Below are 20,376 nucleotides of genomic sequence, written 5' to 3'. Positions count from 1 at the left end.
TTAACCCGTTGTGCTAGTTAAATTTTTCAAATAATAAAACTCCAACAAATATGAAAACCTAAAGTTAATCAAAAAAACTTTTATAAAGGAGGCTTTCAGTATGTTGGAGCTTAATAACTATTCTATCCAAAATATCGAAAATTTAACCGATTTATTTACAACTGTTTTTGTAATTATTGATGACATATACAATGAAACTACACCTATATCAATTAAAAATAGACGAAATATTAAAGATAGTAAACTTTCAGATAGTGAATACTATAAGCATCATTGGAGAATTGCTAACAATAGACTCAGAAAAATCATTTTTCGGCCTTTTAAAAAGAGAGTTTTCTAACCTATTTCCTAATTTAGGCGATAGAAGTAGGTTTAATAGAACAAAGAGAAATTTACACTCTGTAATAGATAATATTAGAGTACATCTATCTCACTTTATGTCTAGGTATTCAAGTAATATAAGGATTGTTTATTACTAGAATCAAGATAAAAATTCTTTCTCATAATATATCATTCTTTATAAATAAATTACTTGGAAAAGATGAAGATATATCAAGAATTAAGTCTTTATCATTTGGATAATATAACCATACGTTTGAAGTTAAGAGGATATTTTTTTGTTGAAATCAATTTACCATATTAAGTAAATTAATTTCAACTAGCACAATAGATTAATCATAAAAAAAGTAGCTACCTAAATTTCATTTGTGTGAAATTTAACTAACTACTTAATATACACTCTATATAACCTAAAATTTTGAATTTGCATTTTATAGTGTTTCATTTATATACTTAGATTGATTATTGATTAAGAACTTATTTTTATTTGAATTTAATATACTAGAATAAGTATTATTCAAATACGAATAAGCTCCCTGCACTCTGTTTCTTTTTTCCTTTATTAACTCTAAAGAATTATCAAACTTTTTCATTAGATCATCTGGCTTTGTTAAATCTAAATTCTCTAAATCTTCCAATCCTAATGCTTTATATCCAATATCAAATAATGATTCATCATTATTTGTATTTTTCAATACTTCTTCTATTTTACCTTGTACCATACTATTATTATTTTTATAATATTTAGCCATCCCATCTGTAATACCTGAATATAACTCAACCATATTAAACAATGTTTTTATTGCAGATTCAAATATTAATTCTCTCCCTTTTTCTGAATCTGATATTGAATATACTGCTTTATTAGTTTCACAAACCTTACCATCTTTTAGTTCTTTTTGAGAAGTATGTTTATCTATTTTTGTTTTATCTACACTTGCAGGATTTATATAATCTGCAAATGCTTTTTTTGCTCTTTCTACAAGTTGCCCTATTTCATCTAAAAATCGTATTTCATCTTTCAATAAATCATTAACCATATTAACACTTTTTTCTTCAGTAGTTATTTTTATTTTTTTTAGTAAATGTATTTTAGTCTTTAATTCTTGATCTTTAATTTTATTAATAGGTTCTTTGTTATTTTTCAAAGTATTACTTTTCTTATTTTGAAACTTATTATAAAATAAAAAATTGTTATTTTGAGCAAATTTGATATACATAAAATTCCTCCTATAACTTTAAAAATCGCTTAATTGACCATCAGCTTACCTGATGAGCAGTTAATTTGATATTATTAAAAAATAGTAACCTTTATATATAATTAATACCAACCCATAGGATTAAAACTTAAATGTCCATATTTTTGACAATATTTCCAATGTAAATATGAAGTCCAATAATCATAAGGTCTTGTTTGTCCTAGATTTTGTGAATATCCTGGTTTTCTAATCAAATCTCCACCAATAATATGCAATCCTTTTGTAACATCAGTTTCCATTAATACAGTTTTTGTTTGTTCTTGTCCTTCACAACTTATATGAACATCTAATTCATCATAATAGTAGGTATCATAACCACTCAGATAAATATATTTTGTATTTTTACCTTTTATTCCAGATATATCAATTGTAAACTTATAATTTCCATCTTTATCTGTTAGTACATTTACATCATTTAATCTATTACCTCTATAAAATAATGTTGCTGTAACAGTTTTTCCTTGTGGAGTGGCTGTTCCTTCTATTGTAAAGCCACCTTTGACAAGTGGTTTTACAATTTCCAGCTCCTTTTGCCCAGTTACCTTTACAGCATCCCACTTACTAGGAAATAAAGTATATGTTTGGTAGTTAAATTTAGGTCCTACTTGAGGAGCTATAGCTACTGTTTCTCTAACTTTTTCACGAGATTTTTCCTCATTAATCCATCTTGTTTCAAGTATTGAACCAGATCTATCACTTGAATATTCATTTGTCTGAACATAATAATCTAGATAATTATTGATTCCCGATGGCATAAATTTGCTAAGTACAATATTAGGATACTTTGATGCATAAGCAAATTTAAATGTTCCATTTGGAGTTTCTTCAGATTTCACGTTTGAAATAGTAATTTCTTTTTTAGGTACAGAGGATTCAACTTCAATATTAATACTCCAAACATTTGACCATAAACCTTGCTTATCTTGAATTTTAAATCCTAATGTATATCTTCCAGGTGATTTGAACTGAGTTGCAAAACCTTGAAATTCTGTTCCACCATCTAATGTTTGTATAATATCATCTTCATTGATTCCACTAACATCTATATTAGTAATTTCATCTCCATCAGGATCATAAACAAAACTCTGATTTTTATATAACCAAAGCCACGAAATCTGAGTATCAGTTGTTATTTTTCCATCTGTTGTGCTTTCAGGATTTAATATCATATACTTAAGTTGAGCAACTGGAGCTCTATTTGTTATATTGAATCTCACTTCAGTCCATTCAGACCATTTTCCTGAATTGTCTTTAACTCTTAGTTTTACTATTTGTTCTCCATACAAATCATAAGTTTCTTTTTTATTTATCCATTCTTCTTCTACTATATTATCTTTTTGTGCTAAACTTGATGTCCAAGTTATTTTTGTTGTTTTATATATTTCTTTATCTGTATTTTTGTTAGTTTCTCCTTGATTATATAAAAATGATTTTCCTTCATAATCCATTTTGATTGTTGCTCTTAATTTATTATTTTCTATTATACTTGTCTCTTCGTTCTTTTCAGTAACTACTTCTTCCTTTTCACCAACTACTTCTGCTACATTCGGTGTTGTATAATATACCATTTTCTTCTCGTCTGATATAGCTAAACTTATCGTCATAGATGATAAGAATAAAGCTATCGTTAATAAAAATGCTGCATATCTTTTCAGATACATTACCTCCTATTAATTCAATATATTTTCAACTTCATTAATTTATATCGTTATTTTTACCCATTACTTTACATTTTTATATATAATTTTCATTTTTTAATACTTATTACCTGTTCTGAAATTTTAACACTTCGTTAAAAACCTTGCGTATCTGCCCTTAAAACCAGCTAATTTTAGTCAATAGATCTTAGAATTATGGATTGTCTACACTTCTGACCATAGGGAGGTTTGTATTCAAAATATCGCTGTATTCACTGTATTTATATATAGTTTTTTGCTATACCTCACATAAAGTCAAAAAGTAGCTACCTAAATCTCATTTTTGTGAAATTTAAGTAACTACTTTAATTTTAGTTATTGATTTATAATTTAAAATACTCTATTCCAGATTTAAACAATCTCTGATCCTTATCTCCATATATATTCTTAAGAACATTCTCTCCAACTCTCTCAGAATGTCCCATCTTCCCTAATATCCTACCATCAGGACTAGTTATTCCTTCAACCCCGTAGAATGAACCATTTGGATTAAAGTCTATATCATATGTTGCATTTTCATTATTGTCTACATACTGTGTAGCTATCTGTCCATTTTTTATAAGCTCTTTTATCATTTTTTCGTTACATACAAATCTACCTTCTCCATGTGATATAGGTATAGAATGTATATCTCCAACCTCTACATTAGACATCCACGGAGATAGATTTGATACTATCTTAGTTTTTACAGCCTTAGATTGATGTCTAGCTATATTATTGTAAGTAAGTGTTGGATCATTTTCATCAATATCCCTTATATCTCCGTAAGGAAGTAGTCCAAGCTTTATAAGTGCCTGGAATCCATTACAGATACCTAGCATTAATCCATCTCTATTATTTAAAAGCTCCATAATAGCTTCTTTTATTCTAGGGCTCTTTAGTACATTTACTATAAATTTGGCAGACCCGTCTGGCTCATCTCCTGCACTAAATCCACCTGGCAGCATTATTATTTGAGATTGATTTATTTTCTTAACAAAATCCTCTATACTATCTTGTATATCTTGTGATTTTAAGTTTTTGAATATACTAGTATAGCAATCTCCGCCTACTCTTTCAAACGCTTTAATGCAGTCATATTCACAGTTAGTTCCAGGGAATACTGGAACTAATACCTTAGGCTTTGATATACTAGTTATAGGTTTTATTATATTTAATTTTTCATAATGTATATTCTCTATCTTTTGATTTATATTAGTAGTTTCAGTTGGGAATACTTTTTCTAGTGTATTCCTCCAAGCACTATGCATTTTATCCAAATCTATTTTTATTTTATTTACTTGTATAACTTCATCTTCTATAGTAGTTCCAAGTATTTTATAATAACAGTTTTTAAATATCTCATTTATATCGACTTTATCTTCAATTTCAAGAACGAAGCTTCCATAGTCAGGTGAAAATAAATCTTTATTATTTATTTCATCCTTAAACTTAAATCCTATTTTATTTCCAAATGACATCTTACTTACAGCTTCACATATTCCTCCACCCTTTATAGGATAAGCTGATATTATATTTTTGCTTCTTATATTTTTTGTTATAGTATCTAAGTTAGATTTTAAGCAGTCGAAATCTACAATATAATTATCATCTTTTCTTGTGGATAATAATACTACTTTAGAATTTGATCTTTTAAATTCTGGGGATATAACGTAGTTTGAATCCACAACATCTACAGCAAAGGATATTAATGTAGGAGGTACATTTATATTTTCAAAGGTTCCAGACATACTATCCTTACCACCTATAGCAGGTATGTTTAGTTCTTTTTGAACTAAGTATGCTCCAAGTAAAGCACTAAATGGTTTTCCCCATTTTTCTTTATTCTTTCCTATTTTTTCAAAGTATTCTTGTAATGTTAGTCTTATATTACTATAATCTCCGCCAACAGATACTATCTTACATATAGATTCAACTAATGCATATATAGAACCATGAAATGGACTCCATTTTCCTATTTTAGGATTGTATCCATATGCCATAGCAGTAGCAGTAGGTGTACTTCCTTTTAGAACAGGTATCTTACAAACCATAGCCTCAGCAGGAGTTGATTGATACTTACCGCCTAGAGGCATAAGCACAGTTCCAGCCCCTATAGATGTATCAAACATCTCTATTAGTCCTCTTTTAGAACATACATTTAAATCTTCTAATTTATTTATCCACTTATCTTCCAAGTTATCCCCAAGTATTTCTGTATTTTCAAAATAATTAGTATCTTCATCTGTGGATTTTATTAATACATCTGTGTATTGTTTAGCTCCATTAGTATTTAAGAAATCTCTACTTATATCTACTATTAATTTTTCATTCCAACTCATTCTTACTCTATTTGTATCTGTTACAGTTGCAACATGAGTAGCTTCAACATTTTCTTCATTTGCATATTTTATAAACTCATCTAAATTTTCTTTATCTATAACAACGGCCATTCTCTCTTGAGATTCAGATATGGCTATCTCAGTTCCATCAAGACCTTCATATTTCTTAGGTACCTTATTAATATCTATATCTATACCATCTGATAGCTCTCCTATAGCAACACATACTCCACCTGCACCAAAATCATTACATCTTTTTATCATAGAGCTTACTTTTTTATTTCTAAATAACCTTTGTATCTTTCTTTCAGTTGGAGCATTTCCCTTTTGTACCTCAGCAGAACAAGTAGATATAGATTCTTCGCTGTGCTCCTTAGATGAACCTGTAGCTCCTCCACATCCATCTTTTCCAGTTCTTCCACCAACTAGTACAACTACATCTGAAGCCTGTGGAGTTTTTCTTATTACCTCATCCTTTGGTGTTGCAGCAATAACAGCTCCAACTTCCATTCTCTTTGCAACAAAATCATCATCATAAACTTCATCAACAAAACCTGTTGCTACACCTATTTGATTTCCATAAGAACTGTATCCATGTGCAGCTTCCTTAGTTATCTTAATTTGAGGTAACTTACCATCAAGAGTATCACTTATATCTTGAAGAGGATTTGCACATCCACTTATACGCATAGCTTGATATACATAACTTCTTCCTGATAAAGGATCTCTTATAGCTCCTCCAAGACAAGTAGCAGCTCCTCCAAATGGCTCTATTTCAGTAGGGTGATTGTGTGTTTCATTCTTAAACATCACTAAATACTTTTCTATTCTTCCATCTATTTCTACATCTACATTTATACTACATGCATTTATCTCTTCAGATAAGTCTAAATCTTCAAGAAGTCCTTTTTTTCTAAGCTCCTTCATAGATATAGTTGCTATATCCATAAGAGTTATATCTTTTTGTCTTGACTCATATACATAACTTCTAGATTCTTTATACTCATTATAAGTCTTATTTATTATATCTGAATACTTACCATCTTCTATTTCTACACTTTCTACCTTCGTTAAAAAAGTAGTATGTCTACAGTGATCTGACCAATAAGTATCTATTATCTTTATCTCAGTTATAGTTGGATTTCTCTTCTCAGTGTTTTTAAAATAATCTTGTATCAACACTAAATCCTCATATAGCATTGCAAGGCCTCTGTCTTTTATAAAGTCTTTTAAATTACTCTTATCCATGTCTATAAATCCCTTTAAAACCTCAACCTCATGTACATAATCTATTTCTGTAACTAAATTTTCTGGCTTGTCTAATCTAGCTTCCCTAGAATCTACAGGGTTTATAAGATATTTTTTTATATTGCTAAACTGAGTATCATCAACTTTTCCCTCTATTACTATGACTCTGGCAAAGTTAACTAAGGGTCTAGTATTTTGAGTTAATATTTCTATACATTGAACAGCCCAATCAGCTCTTTGGTCATACTGTCCAGGAAGATATTCTACAGCAAATATCTTTGAATTATCACCAATCTTTATATTCTCATGATATACATTATCTATGTTGGGCTCAGAGAATATACTTTTAACAGACTTTTCATATACATCTTCTGATATATTCTCTATATCGTATCTATTTAATACTCTGATATTGTCTATGTTTTTTATTCCTAAGTTAACTTTTATATCTCTAAATAATTTCTTAGCTTCTACATCAAATCCATATTTTTTCTCTACGAATAATCTTCTTATATTAGACAAGTTATTCACCCTCCCCAATATCTTTTCTATAATGCATTCTATCAAAATATATCTTACCTATGTTTGTATATACTTTTCTTGTAGCTTCCTTTAAAGTATCTGCCTTTGCACTTACCCCTATAACTCTTCCTCCATTTGTTAATAGAAGGTCTTTTTCTCTTTTAGTACCACTATGAAATAAAATTATATCCTCGTCTAAGTCACCTATGTTTATAACTTTTTCTTTTTCGTAATTATTAGGATATCCACCAGACGTTAGCATTACACAGACAGTTTTCTTATCGCTCCATTTTATATGAATATCACTTAATCTATTATCTAATATACTCTCTATTATATCTATCAAGCTACTTTCAAGTCTTGTAAGAACTACCTGTGTTTCAGGATCTCCAAATCTAACATTAAACTCTAAAACCTTCGGTCCATCATTTGTTATCATAAGTCCTATGAAAAGTATACCTTTGTATTTCAAATTATCCTTTTTAAGTCCTTGTATTATAGGCTTTAATATTTTTTCTTCTATATCTATTTTTAACTTTTCATTATATATATTACTTGGTGAAAATGCTCCCATTCCTCCAGTATTTGGACCTTCTTCAAAATCAAATACTTTCTTATGGTCCTTTGCACTTACCATAGGCACTATAGTTTCATTGTCTACAAAAGTTAATATAGATGTCTCTATTCCACTCAAGAACTCTTCTATTATTACCTTCTCACCAGATGTTCCAAATTTCTTATTTTTCATCATATCCTTTAAGCTATTAACTGCTTCATTTTCACAGTTAGCTATTATTACACCTTTTCCAGCAGCAAGACCATCAGCCTTAACTACAACAGGATATTTGTATATACCGACATTTTCTATAGCTTTATCTAAATTATCAAATTCCTTATATCTAGCCGTAGGTATATTGTGTCTTATCATAAACTCCTTAGAGTAACTCTTACTTCCCTCAAGAAGTGCACACGCTTTATTAGGTCCGAATATCTTTAAATTATTTTTTTCAAACTCATCAACTATTCCCATTACAAGTGGAATCTCAGGTCCTACTATTGTAATATCTATATCTTTTTCCTTTACAAATTTAACTAAAGAATCTATATCGCTATTCTTAATATCAACAGTTTCAGCGATTTCAGATATTCCAGCATTTCCAGGAGCACAATATATCTTGTCGACCTTATCCTCACTTGATAACTTATAACAAATAGCGTGCTCACGACCTCCACTTCCAACTACTAAAACTCTCATAAAATCACCCCGTACCTTAATTTTAATGTTTAAAGTGTCTAACTCCTGTAAACACCATAGATATCCCTAACTCATCACAAGCCTTTATAGAGTCTATATCCTTAAGTGATCCTCCAGGCTGAATTATATTTTTGATACCGTATTTTGCAGCAAGTCTTACACAATCATCAAACGGGAAGAATGCATCTGATGCAAGTGTAGCACCTTTAAAGTCCTTGTCACAGTTATTATGTATACTATTTTCAAGTGCCCATATCCTACTAGTTTGTCCCGGTCCTAGTGCAATAGTTTTTCCATCCTTAACTATAGCAACTGCATTTGACTTCATATTCTTAACTATCTTCATTCCAAATTTCATATCTTCTATTTCTTTATCATTTGGCTTATTATTAGTTACAACTTCAAATTTATCAAGTAATTTATCATCCTCATCTTGTGCTAAAAGTTTTCCATCTAAATATTTAAAGTCATACCCTCTACCACTTTTATTTAAGTCATCTATTTTAAGTATTCTAACATTCTTCTTTTGAGTTAGTATTTCAAGTGCCTTATCTGTGTAGTCATATGCTACAATTATCTCTAAGAATATATCATTTAACAACTTAGCTGTATCTTCATCAACAGTAGAATTTATACCTACTATTCCTCCGAATATAGATACAGAATCTGATTCATAACATTTTTTGAATGCTTCATATGAATTTTTCCCAATAGCTACTCCACATGGATTAGTATGTTTTATGGCAACTGCTGTTATATAATCCTCATCTTTAAATTCACCCATTATATTAAGGCATCCATTTAAATCATTTATATTGTTAAAAGATAATTCTTTACCGTGCAATTTTTCAAAATCTAATATACTATTTTGACTAAAACTATCTTTATAATAACAGGCTTTTTGATGTGGATTTTCTCCATATCTAAGCTCATACTGCTTTTCAAAGGTTAAATTTAAATATTGAGGATATTTTTCTCCCAAGCTGTTTGCAAAATAAGTTGAGATTAATGAGTCATAACGAGCTGTTATAGAAAAAGCTTTAAAGGCAAGGTTTAGTCTATCTTGTATAGATAGAGAATTGTTTTTGATTTTATCTATTATAATATCGTAATCATTAGGGTCAACTATTACAGTTACATCTTTATAATTTTTAGATGCTGCTCTTATAATAGTAGGACCTCCTATGTCTATGTTCTCTATCATTTTAGCATGGTCTTCATCTTTTTTTAAAGATCCCTCGAAATCATATAAGTTAACTACAACAATATTTATAGGAGTTATATTATGTTTTTTTATAGTATCTACATGTTCAGACTTATCTCTTTCAAACAATATTCCACCATGTATATATGGGTTTAAAGTTTTTACTCTTCCATTTAATATTTCTGGAAAATTTGTTACTTCATCTATTTTAATTGCATCAACACCAGACTCTGTTAGTATTTTATAAGTATTTCCTGTTGATACTATTTCATATCCAAGTTCTACAAGTTTTATTCCAAAATCAACTATTCCCTCTTTATTAGTAACGCTTATTAACGCTCTTTTATTCATTTATAACAACTCTCCTTCCCCTAATTTCAAGTTTTTCATCACAAAATAACTTAACTGCGTTCTTAATTATCTTATGTTCCACATGAAGCACTCTTTTTTGAAGAGTATCTACAGTATCAAAATCTTTAACCTCTACAGCTTCTTGGATTATAATAGGTCCATTATCTGCTATCTCATCTACAAAATGTACTGTAGCTCCAGTTATTTTAGCACCGTATTCAAGAACCTTTTGATGAACAATCTTTCCATAATACCCTTTTCCACAAAATGAAGGTATCAAAGATGGATGTATGTTTATTATCTTATTTTTGAACTCACTTACAAATTCTTTACTTATTATTTTTAAATATCCAGCTAAAACTACTAAATCTATATTTTCCTGCTTTAATATTTCTATTATTTTTTTTTCATCTTTTTCATATACATTTTTTATGTTATTTTCTCTAGCTCTTGTTAATCCATAAGCCTCTTTATTACTTGATATAACCATCTTTATATTCCCATTTATATCATTTTTACAACCATCTATTAAGCTCTGAAGATTACTTCCAGAACCCGATATCATAACTGCTATGTTTAACATAATGTGACCCCACTATTACTAGTTACTTCACCGATTATATAAGCTTCTTCATTTTTATTTATAAAATCAACGATTTCTTCAGCTTCATTTTTATCAACTATTATTACAAGTCCTACTCCCATATTAAAGCTTCTATATAGTTCTCTCTCATCAACTAAGTCTAACTTTTTTATAAGAGAATATATATCTAGTTCTCTCCATGAATTTTTATTTATACTTAGTCCTAATTTATCTGGTATAACCCTTGTGATATTCTCTATTAATCCGCCACCAGTTATATGAGCTATAGCTTTTATATTATATTTAGCTATTAAGTCCATTACTATATTTACATATATTTTAGTAGGGGTTAACAATTCTTCTCCTAATGTCTTTTTAAGTTCATCTACATATTTATCAAGTTTCCAATTTAAATTGTCTAAGAATATTTTTCTTATAAGAGAGAATCCATTACTATGTATTCCGCTAGATGATATACCTATAAGAACATCACCCTCTTTAACATTTTCTCCAGTTATTATATTTTCTTTATCGCATATGCCAACTGAGAATCCAGCTAAATCATACTCATCATCATTGTACATTCCAGGCATTTCTGCTGTTTCTCCACCTATAAGTGCACATCCTGAATTTTTACATCCTTGTACAATACCTGAAACTATATCTTCTACTTGGTTTGATTTAAGGCTTCCTGTAGCTATATAATCTAAGAAGAACAGAGGCTTTGCTCCCTGACATATAAGGTCATTTACACACATTGCCACTAAATCTATTCCTACACTATCATGCTTATCCATCATTTGAGCAATCTTAAGCTTAGTACCTACCCCATCTGTAGAAGATAATAAAACTGGCTCCTTCATATTCAAGCAATCCTTTATACTGTATAAACCACTAAAGCTTCCTAAATCTCCTAAAACATTTTTATTATAAGTTGACTTAACTTTTTCCTTTATAATATCTACAGCCTTATTTCCTTCATCTATATTAACTCCACTATCTCTATAAGTTATTTTTTCCATACTAATCCTCCTCAACCATAGGCTTTATTGGATAATTGCCATTAAAGCAAGCCATACAGAATATATTCTTAAAATCTGCTGCTTTCATAAGTGCATCTGTAGATAAAAATTTTAAAGAATCTGCACCTATTTCTTTCCTTATATCCTCTACAGAATTTTTAGATGCTATTAACTGGCTTCTTTTTGGTGTGTCTATCCCAAAATAGCAAGAATATTTAACTGGAGGAGATGTTATTCTAAGGTGTACCTCTTTTGCCCCAGCTTTTTTAAGTGAATCTATAAGTATTTTTGATGTTGTTCCTCTAACTATAGAATCATCAATCAATACTATAGATTTTCCTTTAACTACAGAAGTTAGAGGATTAAGCTTTAATTTTACCCCTATTTCTCTTTCGCTTTGAGTAGGCTTTATAAATGTTCTTCCAACATATCTATTCTTAACTAATCCCTCTTTTAAAGGTATTTTACTCTCTTTATTATATCCTAATGCTCCTGGTATCCCTGAATCCGGAACAGGTATTACTATATCAGCCTCTATATCATCTTCTTGTGCAAGTATTTGACCTGATTTTACTCTAAATTCATAAGCATTAACTTTATCTATTATTGCATCATTTCTAGCAAAATACACATGTTCAAATATACAAGTTTTTTGCTTTTCCTTATAGTTATCTCTATAATTATAAGATTTAACCTCTCCATTATTTATAAGAACTATCTCCCCTGGCTCTATATCTCTTATAACTTCTCCTCCAAGTATCTCTATAGAACAACTTTCTGATGAGACTATATACTTATCACCTTTTTTACCTAGAACTAAAGGTCTAAATCCGTGAGGATCTCTAACTGCTACAAGACCTTCTTCACTAAGTATTACTAGAGAATATGCTCCTTTTATATAATCCATAGCAATTTTCACACTATCTATAATACTACCTTTATAGTACCTAGATAATATATATAGTATAACCTCAGAATCTATAGACGTTTGAAACATAAACCCTTCTTCTTCTAGAGTTTGTCTTAAATAATCATGATTTACTAGATTTCCATTATGAGCTATAGATAGCTTCTTTCTTCTACAAACTCCAGCAAGAGGTTGGCAATTAGATAAATGACTTCCCCCAGAAGTTGAATATCTAACATGACCTATCCCTGTATGTCCCTTTAAATTACTCAGCTCTTTCTCTTTTAAAACGTCCGATACAAGACCCATTCCTCTATGATAATTTATATTATTATCTTCATTCAAAACAGCTATACCACAACTCTCTTGACCCCTATGCTGTAGGGAATAAAGCCCATAGTAAAGTTCCTTAGATATATCTTTATCTGAGCTAATACCTATAATTCCGCACACATTTATCCCCACCTTCCTTATTGTACTGATTAGTTTTAAAAATGAGAATAATTTAAATGTTAGCTACTTTTCATTAAGTACCGAGATTTCAATTATTCTCATTTTTACTAATTATAACTCAATTCTACTGAGAACCTCTTTATAAGCCTCTATTATATTTGGTAAATCTCTTCTAAATCTATCCTTATCCATCTTTTCATTAGTATTTATATCCCATAGTCTACAAGTATCAGGAGATACCTCATCAGCAAGTACTATCTGATTATCTTTAGTTTTTCCAAACTCTAATTTAAAATCTATCAACCTTAAGTCTAGTTTTTTGAAAAATTTCTTTAATATTTCATTTATCTTAAAAGCTTGATTTCTTATATAATCTAATTCTTCTTTTGTAGCAAGTTTTAAAGCTATAGCATGATAATCATTCATTAAAGGGTCTCCTAAATCATCATTTTTATATGAGAACTCAAATACAGGAGGTTCAAACTCTATACCTTCATTTATTCCAAATCTTTTACACATAGATCCTGCTGATACATTTCTAACTATAACCTCAAGAGGAACTATCTCTACAGCTTTAACTATCATATCTCTGTCAGAAGTTCTATTTATATAATGAGTCTTTATATCATTGCTTTCTAAAAGTTCAAAAACATAAGAAGATATCTTATTATTTATAATTCCCTTTTCATCTATCTCATCCTTCTTAACTCCATTAAATGCAGTAGCATCATCTTTATAATAAACTAAATACTCACCCTCATTATCAGTTTTAAAAATCTTCTTAGCCTTTCCCTCATAAAGCATTTCCATATTATTCACTCCTTAAAATATTTATCATAAATTAGTTTCATCTTGTATCAATTATTCTTAAAAATGAGAATAATTTTAATGTTAGCTACTTTTTGATTAATCTTTTACTATACAATCTTTAGTTGTATTAAAAGATTAATTAAGTAGCGGTATTTCAATTATTCTCATTTTTTGCCTAGGCACAAATGTACTAACTTTATTATAAATTTCTTACAACCTCATCATCTTCTAATACTTTCCTAGCCATCTCTTTTCTATAACCTTCAAGCTCATTTTTAAGTTTTTCATATTTTAGACTCATTATCTGAGCTGCAAGAAGTGATGCATTTAAAGAAGAATCTATAGTTACAGTTGCAACTGGAATACCCTTTGGCATTTGAACCATAGAAAGTAAAGAGTCTAAACCATCTAATGTTGAAGACTTAATCGGAATTCCTATTACAGGCTTTAAAGTATGAGATGCTACAACTCCAGCTAAGTGTGCTGCCTTTCCAGCAGCCGCTATTATCACATCTACATCATCTATATTTTTCATAAATTCCATCAATTCATTAGGTGTTCTATGAGCTGATAAAACTCTCTTTTCAACTTCTATTCCAAATCTTTTTAATAAATTTACCCCGTCTTCTAACTTAGGGTAATCTGACTTTGAACCCATTATAATAGCTACCTTCATAATATGCCCTCCCATATATTTTATTTTATCTTATAAGTCCCATTTTGTCCTAAAATAGGTATAAAAATAGCCCCCTATATAGAAATTTCTATAAATTAGGGCTATTATTTGATTTAACCAGCAAATCCGTACTTTAATATAAACAATAAAGATAGAATATATAGAGTAGGTTGAATCTCGTGTTTTTTACCAGTTAAAAGCTTGATTGCAGTATATGAAACAATTCCGAATACAAGTCCTTCAGCTATACTATACGTAAGAGGCATCATTATAACTGCTAAAAATGCTGGTATTGCTTCTGTGAAATCATTAAAGTCTATCTTGAGAAGTGATGATGCCATCATAACCCCTACAAGTATCAATACAGGTGCTGTTGCTTGCGGTGGTATTGATGTAAATACAGGTGCAAATAAAGTTGATACTAAGAATAATACTCCTGTTGTAAAAGAAGTAAGGCCTGTTCTTCCACCTTCTGCTATACCAGACGCACTCTCAACAAATACTGTAACAGTAGAAGTTCCAAGCATAGCTCCAGCTGTTGTTCCTACAGCATCTGCAAATAATGCTTGCTTTGCTCTTGGAAGATTTCCATTTTCATCTAACATATCAGCCTTACTAGCAAGACCAACTAAACATCCTATAGTATCAAATAAATCAACAAATAAGAACGTGAATACCACTACTACCATATCTATACTGAATATCTCAGATGATGGTATATGTCTAAAAGCCATAAATATTGGAGATAAAGATGGTGGTGCATCTATTACTTTATTAGGGGAAACTACTATTCCAGTAGCCATTCCTATTACTGATGTAACTGTCATTCCTATTAAAAAAGCTCCCTTAACATTTTTACTAATTAAAACAGATGTAAGTATAATTCCAAACATTGCAAGTAGTGCTAATGGATTTTTAAGATTTCCAAGAGTTAATATTGCTCCTCCAGCTTCTACAAATCCAATAGCTGCAAGTCCTATAAAAGCTATAAACAATCCAATACCTGCTGTAACTGCATTTTTTAAAGTTTGAGGAATTGCATTTATTATTTTTTCACGAACGTTGAAGAATGTAAGTAGTATGAATATAATACCTTCTATAAATACAGCAGCTAAAGCAAATTGCCATGAATATCCCATTCCTAAAACAACTCCATTTGCAAAGAATGCATTAAGACCCATACCTGGTGCAAGTGCAATTGGATAGTTAGCTAAAAATGCCATAACAAAGGTTGCTATTACAGATGCAAGTGCTGTTGCCATAAATACCGCACCCTTATCCATACCCGCATCTCCTAGTATCATTGGATTTACTACTAATATATATGCCATAGTCATAAAGGTTGTCATACCTGCAAGAACTTCCTTTTTAACAGTAGTCCCATGTTCTGAAAGCTTAAATATTTTATCTAGCATACCTTTTGGTTGCTGAGTAGACTCAACTTCTTTTTGTGCTAATTGCATTCATATTCCTCCTTAAATTTAATAAAACTAGCTCAAACAATTCTTACAATTATAATAAGAAAAGCTTTAAACTAGCTAAATTTAGTGGAATATAAAGCTTTTCTTATAGCTGGAATGTTTAAGGCTATTCCGTAGAAACTCCCCGACCATATTACGGAGATTATATAAGAAAGTTCGGCTATTAAGTTATCTTATGATTTAATAATAAATTATTGTTCGTTAATAGTCAATAGTTTTTCATGTATTTTTTATTAGCAAATTATGAACGTACGCAATAAAGCGAACATTCAATTACTATTTTCATTCCAAAACAAGATTTGCCTCTTATCTTTTACAAAAACTACAGATATTTATATATATTCAAGGTATTTTAATAAGCTTTGATTTTGCTTAATCACTCATCAGTATTTACATTTAATCCTACAGATGTTATATTTTAGTGTATATCTATTATTTTTTCATTCTTCCTGTGTTTTAATATTGTTAAAAACTTTTTAATTAGAAAAGAAAATTATGGAGATGATATTTATGATACCTAAAAAAAATAACATTACTCTTCTTAATGTATTATTTTATATTTTTGCATTACCATTTTGGATAATCATTTCTATTCCTATGATAATTATGGGATTTATTCTTTTATTAGAATCTCCTCCTATTAATACTTTTAAATTTATATTTTGGAAAGATATTTTTAAAAAGAAAAAGAAAAGGATATAATATATATGAAAATAAATTCTAAACTAATATTTAGCAATTTATCAATTATACTTTATACAAATAATACTATATTAGAATTAGAAGAAAATCATATCAAATCTTTTTATTTAAAAAGACTAGGATTTTTTATTTTCAATTATATTCTTCTAAACATTGGATTTCATCAATTTCTCGATACTGGTAACCTTTTAGCGTACCCATTACATAATTTTTTATTTCCATTATTACTTGTTATAGTACTTGGGATAATTTATTGTGCCTTAGAGTTTATATATTTAAAATCTATCTTAATTAAAAAAATCCTTAAAGACAAAGTCCTTTATCATTTAGGATTTTTTACCTTAGAAATTATTATCTTTATAATATGGGATTTGAAAATTCATCCAGAAATTCAGCTTTTTAATGATATCAGACCATATTTATTTAGCTTTATCTATTCTATAATTATAAGTATAGGTAGGTTAAAATTTATAAGAGAACAAAAATCTATGTAAATACATGTATTATATATTAGAATAATTGTATTAATTTTGGGTGAAATTGTAATAATAAAACCTTAGCTAAGTTTTTATTTATACATTTATCTATAGACTTTCTAACTTATAATTGGAATCATACTTAAAACTAAGGCTTATTCAAATATTAGTGAATGATTTAAATATTTCTTTATAGAACTTGTATTACACCGTTTGAATATCCGTTAAGAAAGTTCGTTGTCTGACCAAAGGGAGTTTAGAACTTTTAGGATATTCAATAAGGAGTAATGCTTAGTTCTATTAGAAATATTTAATACATTCACGGTATTTTAATAAGCCTTAGTTTTGCTTAAACACCTTTTTTATTTTCTTCTTAAAATATTTAAATTTAGTTTTAATCATAATAATATTATCAATATCATAGTAATTATTGCTGGAAGAGCTTGTTTTACAAATATAGATTTCTCAGCTGTAATAGCACCATAAAACCCTGCTAATATAACACAACTAACAAAAAAAATACTAATATTCTTTGCCCATATTTGATCAGTAATCAATAAACTCCATAATAATCCTGCTGATAAAAAACCATTATACAACCCCATATTTGATGCCATTTCTTTTGTTTGGTTAAATAATTCTTTTGAGAATTTCTTGAATATTTTAGGCCCTTTTCTTGTCCATGCAAACATCTCCACCCACAAAATATACAAATGCTCAATAGCAAGTATTCCAATAAATATCTTTGATATTATACTCATAATTTACCTTCCCTTATTATATATTCTATTCTTGTTATATAATACCCTTAATGCTTAGCTTAAATCTACAATTTCCTTAATCAATTACATAATAATACATTAGTTAGCTTATACTAAACCTATAATGCTTTTAGAGGAGAAATATTAATGAATAGAAAAGTTGTTTCTGATAAACAAGCAATATATCTTATAAGTATACTATTGATAGGTTCATCCTCAATAATGGTAATGGGTATTCAAGCTAAAAAAGATGCATGGTTATCTATTCTTTTAGGTATGCTACTAGCATTCCCAATAACTCTTATTTATGCTAGATTACATTCTATATTTCCTAAAAATAATTTATTCGATATTGCTGAAATTTGCTTTGGAAAATTTATAGGAAAAATAATTTGCTTATTATATGTATGGTTTACTTTACATAATGCTTCTTTAATTTTAGAAAATATAGGTTCATTTATTAATACAGTTTCTTTAGATGAAACTCCGATATTAGTTCCTAAAATTTTTATGACTATTCTATGTGTCATTATAGTAAAACAAGGAATAGTAATTATAAGTGATTGGGTAGAATTTTTTTTCCCAGTAATAATTTTTTTACTAGGTGTTCTTTTTATTTTGTTGGTTCCTAAAATGGATATAAATAATATTTTACCTATTCTAAATAATGGGCTAAAGCCTATACTAGGTGGAGCTATTTCAGTTTTTTCATTTCCTTTTGCTGAAACTTATGTATTTACAATGATTTTTTATAATATGGAAAACAAAAAATCCCCTTACAAAGTCTACTTATATGGATTATTGATGGGTGGATTCATAATGTGCTCAATTGCTCTAACAAATTTATTGCTTCTAGGAGAATATATAGTTTCATTATCATATTATCCTACTTATTTGGCTGCTGAAAGGATAAATTTTTTCAATACTATCCAAAGAATCGAAGTTTTAATTGCTATAGTTTTAATATTAGGAGCATTTGCAAAAATAAGCATTTTTCTATTCGCTAGTTGTAAAGGCCTAGCAAAAGTCTTTAATCTTACTAATTATAAGTTTATAGTTTTTCCTATGGGCTTAATGATTATTGTTGCAACTTATTTTCAAAACCATAATACTATGGAAATATTTGAATTCGCTAATAACATATGGCCTTTCTATTCATCTATATTCGAAGTAATCCTTCCAGTTACTATATGGTTTGGTAGCGAATTACATATAACCCATATTAAATGAATATTTGAATTTTATGTATTTTTCTGGTATAATTTATACTATATAAAAGAAAGGTGTTAAGTTATGAGTTTTATATACAAAACAACAGATGCTATATTCGATTCTATGAAACCTTATATTAAAAATAAATCTGAAGATGATTTAGAAATTGCTAAATATGGTTTAAATCTTTTCTTAATGGATCTTTATAAACTTCCTATCTTTTTAGGACTTGCTTACTTTTTAGGCATATTTAAGTACAGTATTTTGATTTATTTTTTATTTGGATTTGTAAGAGGTAATGCTCACGGAATACATATGAAGAATGGTAAAATGTGTCTTTTTTACACTTGTATATCTTTTTTTAGTATGATCTATATATCAAAAATAATATTACTTTCTACAAGTATTAAAATATTTATATCTATATTAATGCTATATACACTATATAAATACGCTCCAGCAGATACAGAACAAAGACCATTACTTAATCCATCAACTAGAAAAAGAAAAAAACTACTTTCTATTTTAACTGGAATCGTATATCTTATTATTTCTTTGATTTACAGTAATCAAATAATATCTAATATATTTTTATTTGTTTTATTATTAGAGTGTATAGTTATACACCCTACTACATATAAAATGTTTAACAGGAGGTATAAGAATTATGAAGATTTCAAATAAGTTAAAATCTGTATTATGTTCATTGGTGTTTGGTGGTGCTTTTTTATTAGGAAATACATCTATGAGTTTTTTCTGCCCACATGGAATTTTTGAAGAGCCTACTGCTCCTAAAGCATTATTAAAAAAATAGAACAGCTTAAAGCTATACTGTACCCTATAGAGTGGACACTAAAAAAAGTCTATTCTATAGGGTATTTTTATGTATAATAGAAAAAAAGACGAATGGTGGAAGATAAAATGAGTAATAAAATATTTACAGAAAAAGAAATAAAAATACTTTCTCGCAACCAATATATAAAAAGAGTTGGGATGAAAGGAATTAATTATACTGATGAATTTAAGCGTATTTTCATATCAGAGTATGAAAAAGGTAGATTTCCAAGAGATATATTCGAAGAATATCGATTTGATAT

At 28.7% G+C, this 20,376-nt stretch carries 17 protein-coding genes, 1 pseudogene and 1 riboswitch; of the genes and pseudogenes, 6 read left to right on the top strand and 12 right to left on the bottom strand.

The genetic code is table 11. The annotated features are described in order from the left end of the window. Positions 1–100 precede the first annotated feature (100 nt). Positions 101–470 (top strand): annotated as a pseudogene (locus tag N4A48_RS15045) (IS982 family transposase); the annotation flags it as partial. A gap of 300 nt (positions 471–770) precedes the next feature. Here the strand turns inward: N4A48_RS15045 and N4A48_RS09120 are convergent. The 11 genes from N4A48_RS09120 to N4A48_RS09070 form a co-directional block, all read right to left on the bottom strand. Beyond that, positions 771–1,559, bottom strand: a complete 789-nt coding sequence (locus N4A48_RS09120; RefSeq protein WP_293665594.1) for a hypothetical protein — start codon at positions 1,557–1,559, stop codon at positions 771–773. A 101-nt stretch (positions 1,560–1,660) separates the two neighbouring features. After that, positions 1,661–3,259: a hypothetical protein gene (locus N4A48_RS09115; RefSeq protein WP_293665593.1), complete on the bottom strand. Its 1,599-nt coding sequence runs from the start codon at positions 3,257–3,259 to the stop codon at positions 1,661–1,663. A 359-nt stretch (positions 3,260–3,618) separates the two neighbouring features. Then, a complete protein-coding gene (locus N4A48_RS09110) occupies positions 3,619–7,407 on the bottom strand; it encodes a phosphoribosylformylglycinamidine synthase (RefSeq protein WP_443081751.1) in 3,789 nt (1,262 codons plus the stop codon). Then, a complete protein-coding gene (gene purD / locus N4A48_RS09105; protein ID WP_293665590.1) occupies positions 7,388–8,641 on the bottom strand; it encodes a phosphoribosylamine--glycine ligase in 1,254 nt (417 codons plus the stop codon). The genes N4A48_RS09110 and purD overlap by 20 nt, the downstream gene beginning before the upstream one ends. A 22-nt stretch (positions 8,642–8,663) precedes the next feature. Beyond that, positions 8,664–10,196 carry a bifunctional phosphoribosylaminoimidazolecarboxamide formyltransferase/IMP cyclohydrolase gene (gene purH, locus N4A48_RS09100; protein WP_293665589.1) on the bottom strand — a complete coding sequence of 511 codons (1,533 nt, stop codon included), beginning with the start codon at positions 10,194–10,196 and terminating at the stop codon, positions 8,664–8,666. Next, a complete protein-coding gene (purN, locus tag N4A48_RS09095; RefSeq protein ID WP_293665588.1) occupies positions 10,189–10,779 on the bottom strand; it encodes a phosphoribosylglycinamide formyltransferase in 591 nt (196 codons plus the stop codon). Before purN ends, purH begins: the two co-directional genes overlap by 8 nt. Next, a complete protein-coding gene (purM, locus tag N4A48_RS09090) occupies positions 10,773–11,801 on the bottom strand; it encodes a phosphoribosylformylglycinamidine cyclo-ligase (RefSeq protein WP_293665587.1) in 1,029 nt (342 codons plus the stop codon). Before purM ends, purN begins: the two co-directional genes overlap by 7 nt. Before the next feature lies 1 nt (position 11,802). Beyond that, entirely contained in the window at positions 11,803–13,161 is a 1,359-nt protein-coding gene (gene purF, locus N4A48_RS09085) for an amidophosphoribosyltransferase (protein WP_293665586.1), read from the bottom strand. Positions 13,162–13,272: 111 nt separating this feature from the next. Next, the gene (purC, locus tag N4A48_RS09080) at positions 13,273–13,971 is read right to left on the bottom strand and encodes a phosphoribosylaminoimidazolesuccinocarboxamide synthase (protein ID WP_330665091.1); all 699 of its coding nucleotides are present in this window, start codon (positions 13,969–13,971) and stop codon (positions 13,273–13,275) included. Between the two features lie 199 nt (positions 13,972–14,170). After that, entirely contained in the window at positions 14,171–14,647 is a 477-nt protein-coding gene (gene purE, locus N4A48_RS09075; RefSeq protein WP_293665584.1) for a 5-(carboxyamino)imidazole ribonucleotide mutase, read from the bottom strand. A gap of 113 nt (positions 14,648–14,760) precedes the next feature. After that, positions 14,761–16,110: an NCS2 family permease gene (locus tag N4A48_RS09070; protein WP_293665583.1), complete on the bottom strand. Its 1,350-nt coding sequence runs from the start codon at positions 16,108–16,110 to the stop codon at positions 14,761–14,763. 86 nt (positions 16,111–16,196) lie between these two features. Next, positions 16,197–16,298, bottom strand: a riboswitch (purine riboswitch). Positions 16,299–16,835: 537 nt separating this feature from the next. Here N4A48_RS09070 and N4A48_RS09065 point away from each other — a divergent pair. Then, complete coding sequence (locus N4A48_RS09065) at positions 16,836–17,324, top strand: hypothetical protein (RefSeq protein WP_293665582.1); 489 nt, start codon at positions 16,836–16,838, stop codon at positions 17,322–17,324. Between the two features lie 380 nt (positions 17,325–17,704). Here N4A48_RS09065 and N4A48_RS09060 read toward each other — a convergent pair whose 3' ends face one another. Next, a complete protein-coding gene (locus tag N4A48_RS09060) occupies positions 17,705–18,067 on the bottom strand; it encodes a DUF1304 domain-containing protein (RefSeq protein ID WP_293665581.1) in 363 nt (120 codons plus the stop codon). A 147-nt stretch (positions 18,068–18,214) separates the two neighbouring features. On the opposite strand from N4A48_RS09060, the gene N4A48_RS09055 reads away from it, so the two are divergent. The 4 genes from N4A48_RS09055 to N4A48_RS09040 all read left to right on the top strand — a co-directional run. Further along, on the top strand, positions 18,215–19,297 hold the full coding sequence (locus N4A48_RS09055; RefSeq protein ID WP_293665580.1) for a GerAB/ArcD/ProY family transporter: 1,083 nt from the start codon (positions 18,215–18,217) through the stop codon (positions 19,295–19,297). Positions 19,298–19,360: 63 nt separating this feature from the next. After that, a complete protein-coding gene (locus N4A48_RS09050) occupies positions 19,361–19,963 on the top strand; it encodes an accessory gene regulator B family protein (RefSeq protein ID WP_293665579.1) in 603 nt (200 codons plus the stop codon). Continuing rightward, positions 19,947–20,093, top strand: coding sequence for a hypothetical protein (locus tag N4A48_RS09045; protein WP_293665578.1), 147 nt, complete (start codon positions 19,947–19,949; stop codon positions 20,091–20,093). The genes N4A48_RS09050 and N4A48_RS09045 overlap by 17 nt, the downstream gene beginning before the upstream one ends. A 107-nt stretch (positions 20,094–20,200) precedes the next feature. Next, on the top strand, positions 20,201–20,376 hold a 176-nt coding region (locus N4A48_RS09040; protein WP_330665092.1), incomplete at its 3' end, for an HTH domain-containing protein.

Source organism: Tepidibacter sp., from assembly GCF_025210165.1.
Classification (GTDB): Bacteria; Bacillota; Clostridia; order Peptostreptococcales; family Peptostreptococcaceae; genus Tepidibacter_A.
This window is presented reverse-complemented; position numbering and strand designations above follow the sequence as displayed.

What these genes read in the sequence shown, in the direction of transcription:
- N4A48_RS09120 (WP_293665594.1), bottom strand. Translation starts at nt 1,559, where the DNA reads ATGTATATCAAATTTGCTCAAAATAACAATTTTTTATTTTATAATAAG.
- N4A48_RS09115 (WP_293665593.1), bottom strand. Translation starts at nt 3,259, where the DNA reads ATGTATCTGAAAAGATATGCAGCATTTTTATTAACGATAGCTTTATTC.
- purD (WP_293665590.1), bottom strand. Translation starts at nt 8,641, where the DNA reads ATGAGAGTTTTAGTAGTTGGAAGTGGAGGTCGTGAGCACGCTATTTGT.
- purH (WP_293665589.1), bottom strand. Translation starts at nt 10,196, where the DNA reads ATGAATAAAAGAGCGTTAATAAGCGTTACTAATAAAGAGGGAATAGTT.
- purN (WP_293665588.1), bottom strand. Translation starts at nt 10,779, where the DNA reads ATGTTAAACATAGCAGTTATGATATCGGGTTCTGGAAGTAATCTTCAG.
- purM (WP_293665587.1), bottom strand. Translation starts at nt 11,801, where the DNA reads ATGGAAAAAATAACTTATAGAGATAGTGGAGTTAATATAGATGAAGGA.
- purC (WP_330665091.1), bottom strand. Translation starts at nt 13,971, where the DNA reads ATGGAAATGCTTTATGAGGGAAAGGCTAAGAAGATTTTTAAAACTGAT.
- purE (WP_293665584.1), bottom strand. Translation starts at nt 14,647, where the DNA reads ATGAAGGTAGCTATTATAATGGGTTCAAAGTCAGATTACCCTAAGTTA.
- N4A48_RS09070 (WP_293665583.1), bottom strand. Translation starts at nt 16,110, where the DNA reads ATGCAATTAGCACAAAAAGAAGTTGAGTCTACTCAGCAACCAAAAGGT.
- N4A48_RS09065 (WP_293665582.1), top strand. Translation starts at nt 16,836, where the DNA reads ATGAAAATAAATTCTAAACTAATATTTAGCAATTTATCAATTATACTT.
- N4A48_RS09060 (WP_293665581.1), bottom strand. Translation starts at nt 18,067, where the DNA reads ATGAGTATAATATCAAAGATATTTATTGGAATACTTGCTATTGAGCAT.
- N4A48_RS09055 (WP_293665580.1), top strand. Translation starts at nt 18,215, where the DNA reads ATGAATAGAAAAGTTGTTTCTGATAAACAAGCAATATATCTTATAAGT.
- N4A48_RS09050 (WP_293665579.1), top strand. Translation starts at nt 19,361, where the DNA reads ATGAGTTTTATATACAAAACAACAGATGCTATATTCGATTCTATGAAA.
- N4A48_RS09045 (WP_293665578.1), top strand. Translation starts at nt 19,947, where the DNA reads ATGAAGATTTCAAATAAGTTAAAATCTGTATTATGTTCATTGGTGTTT.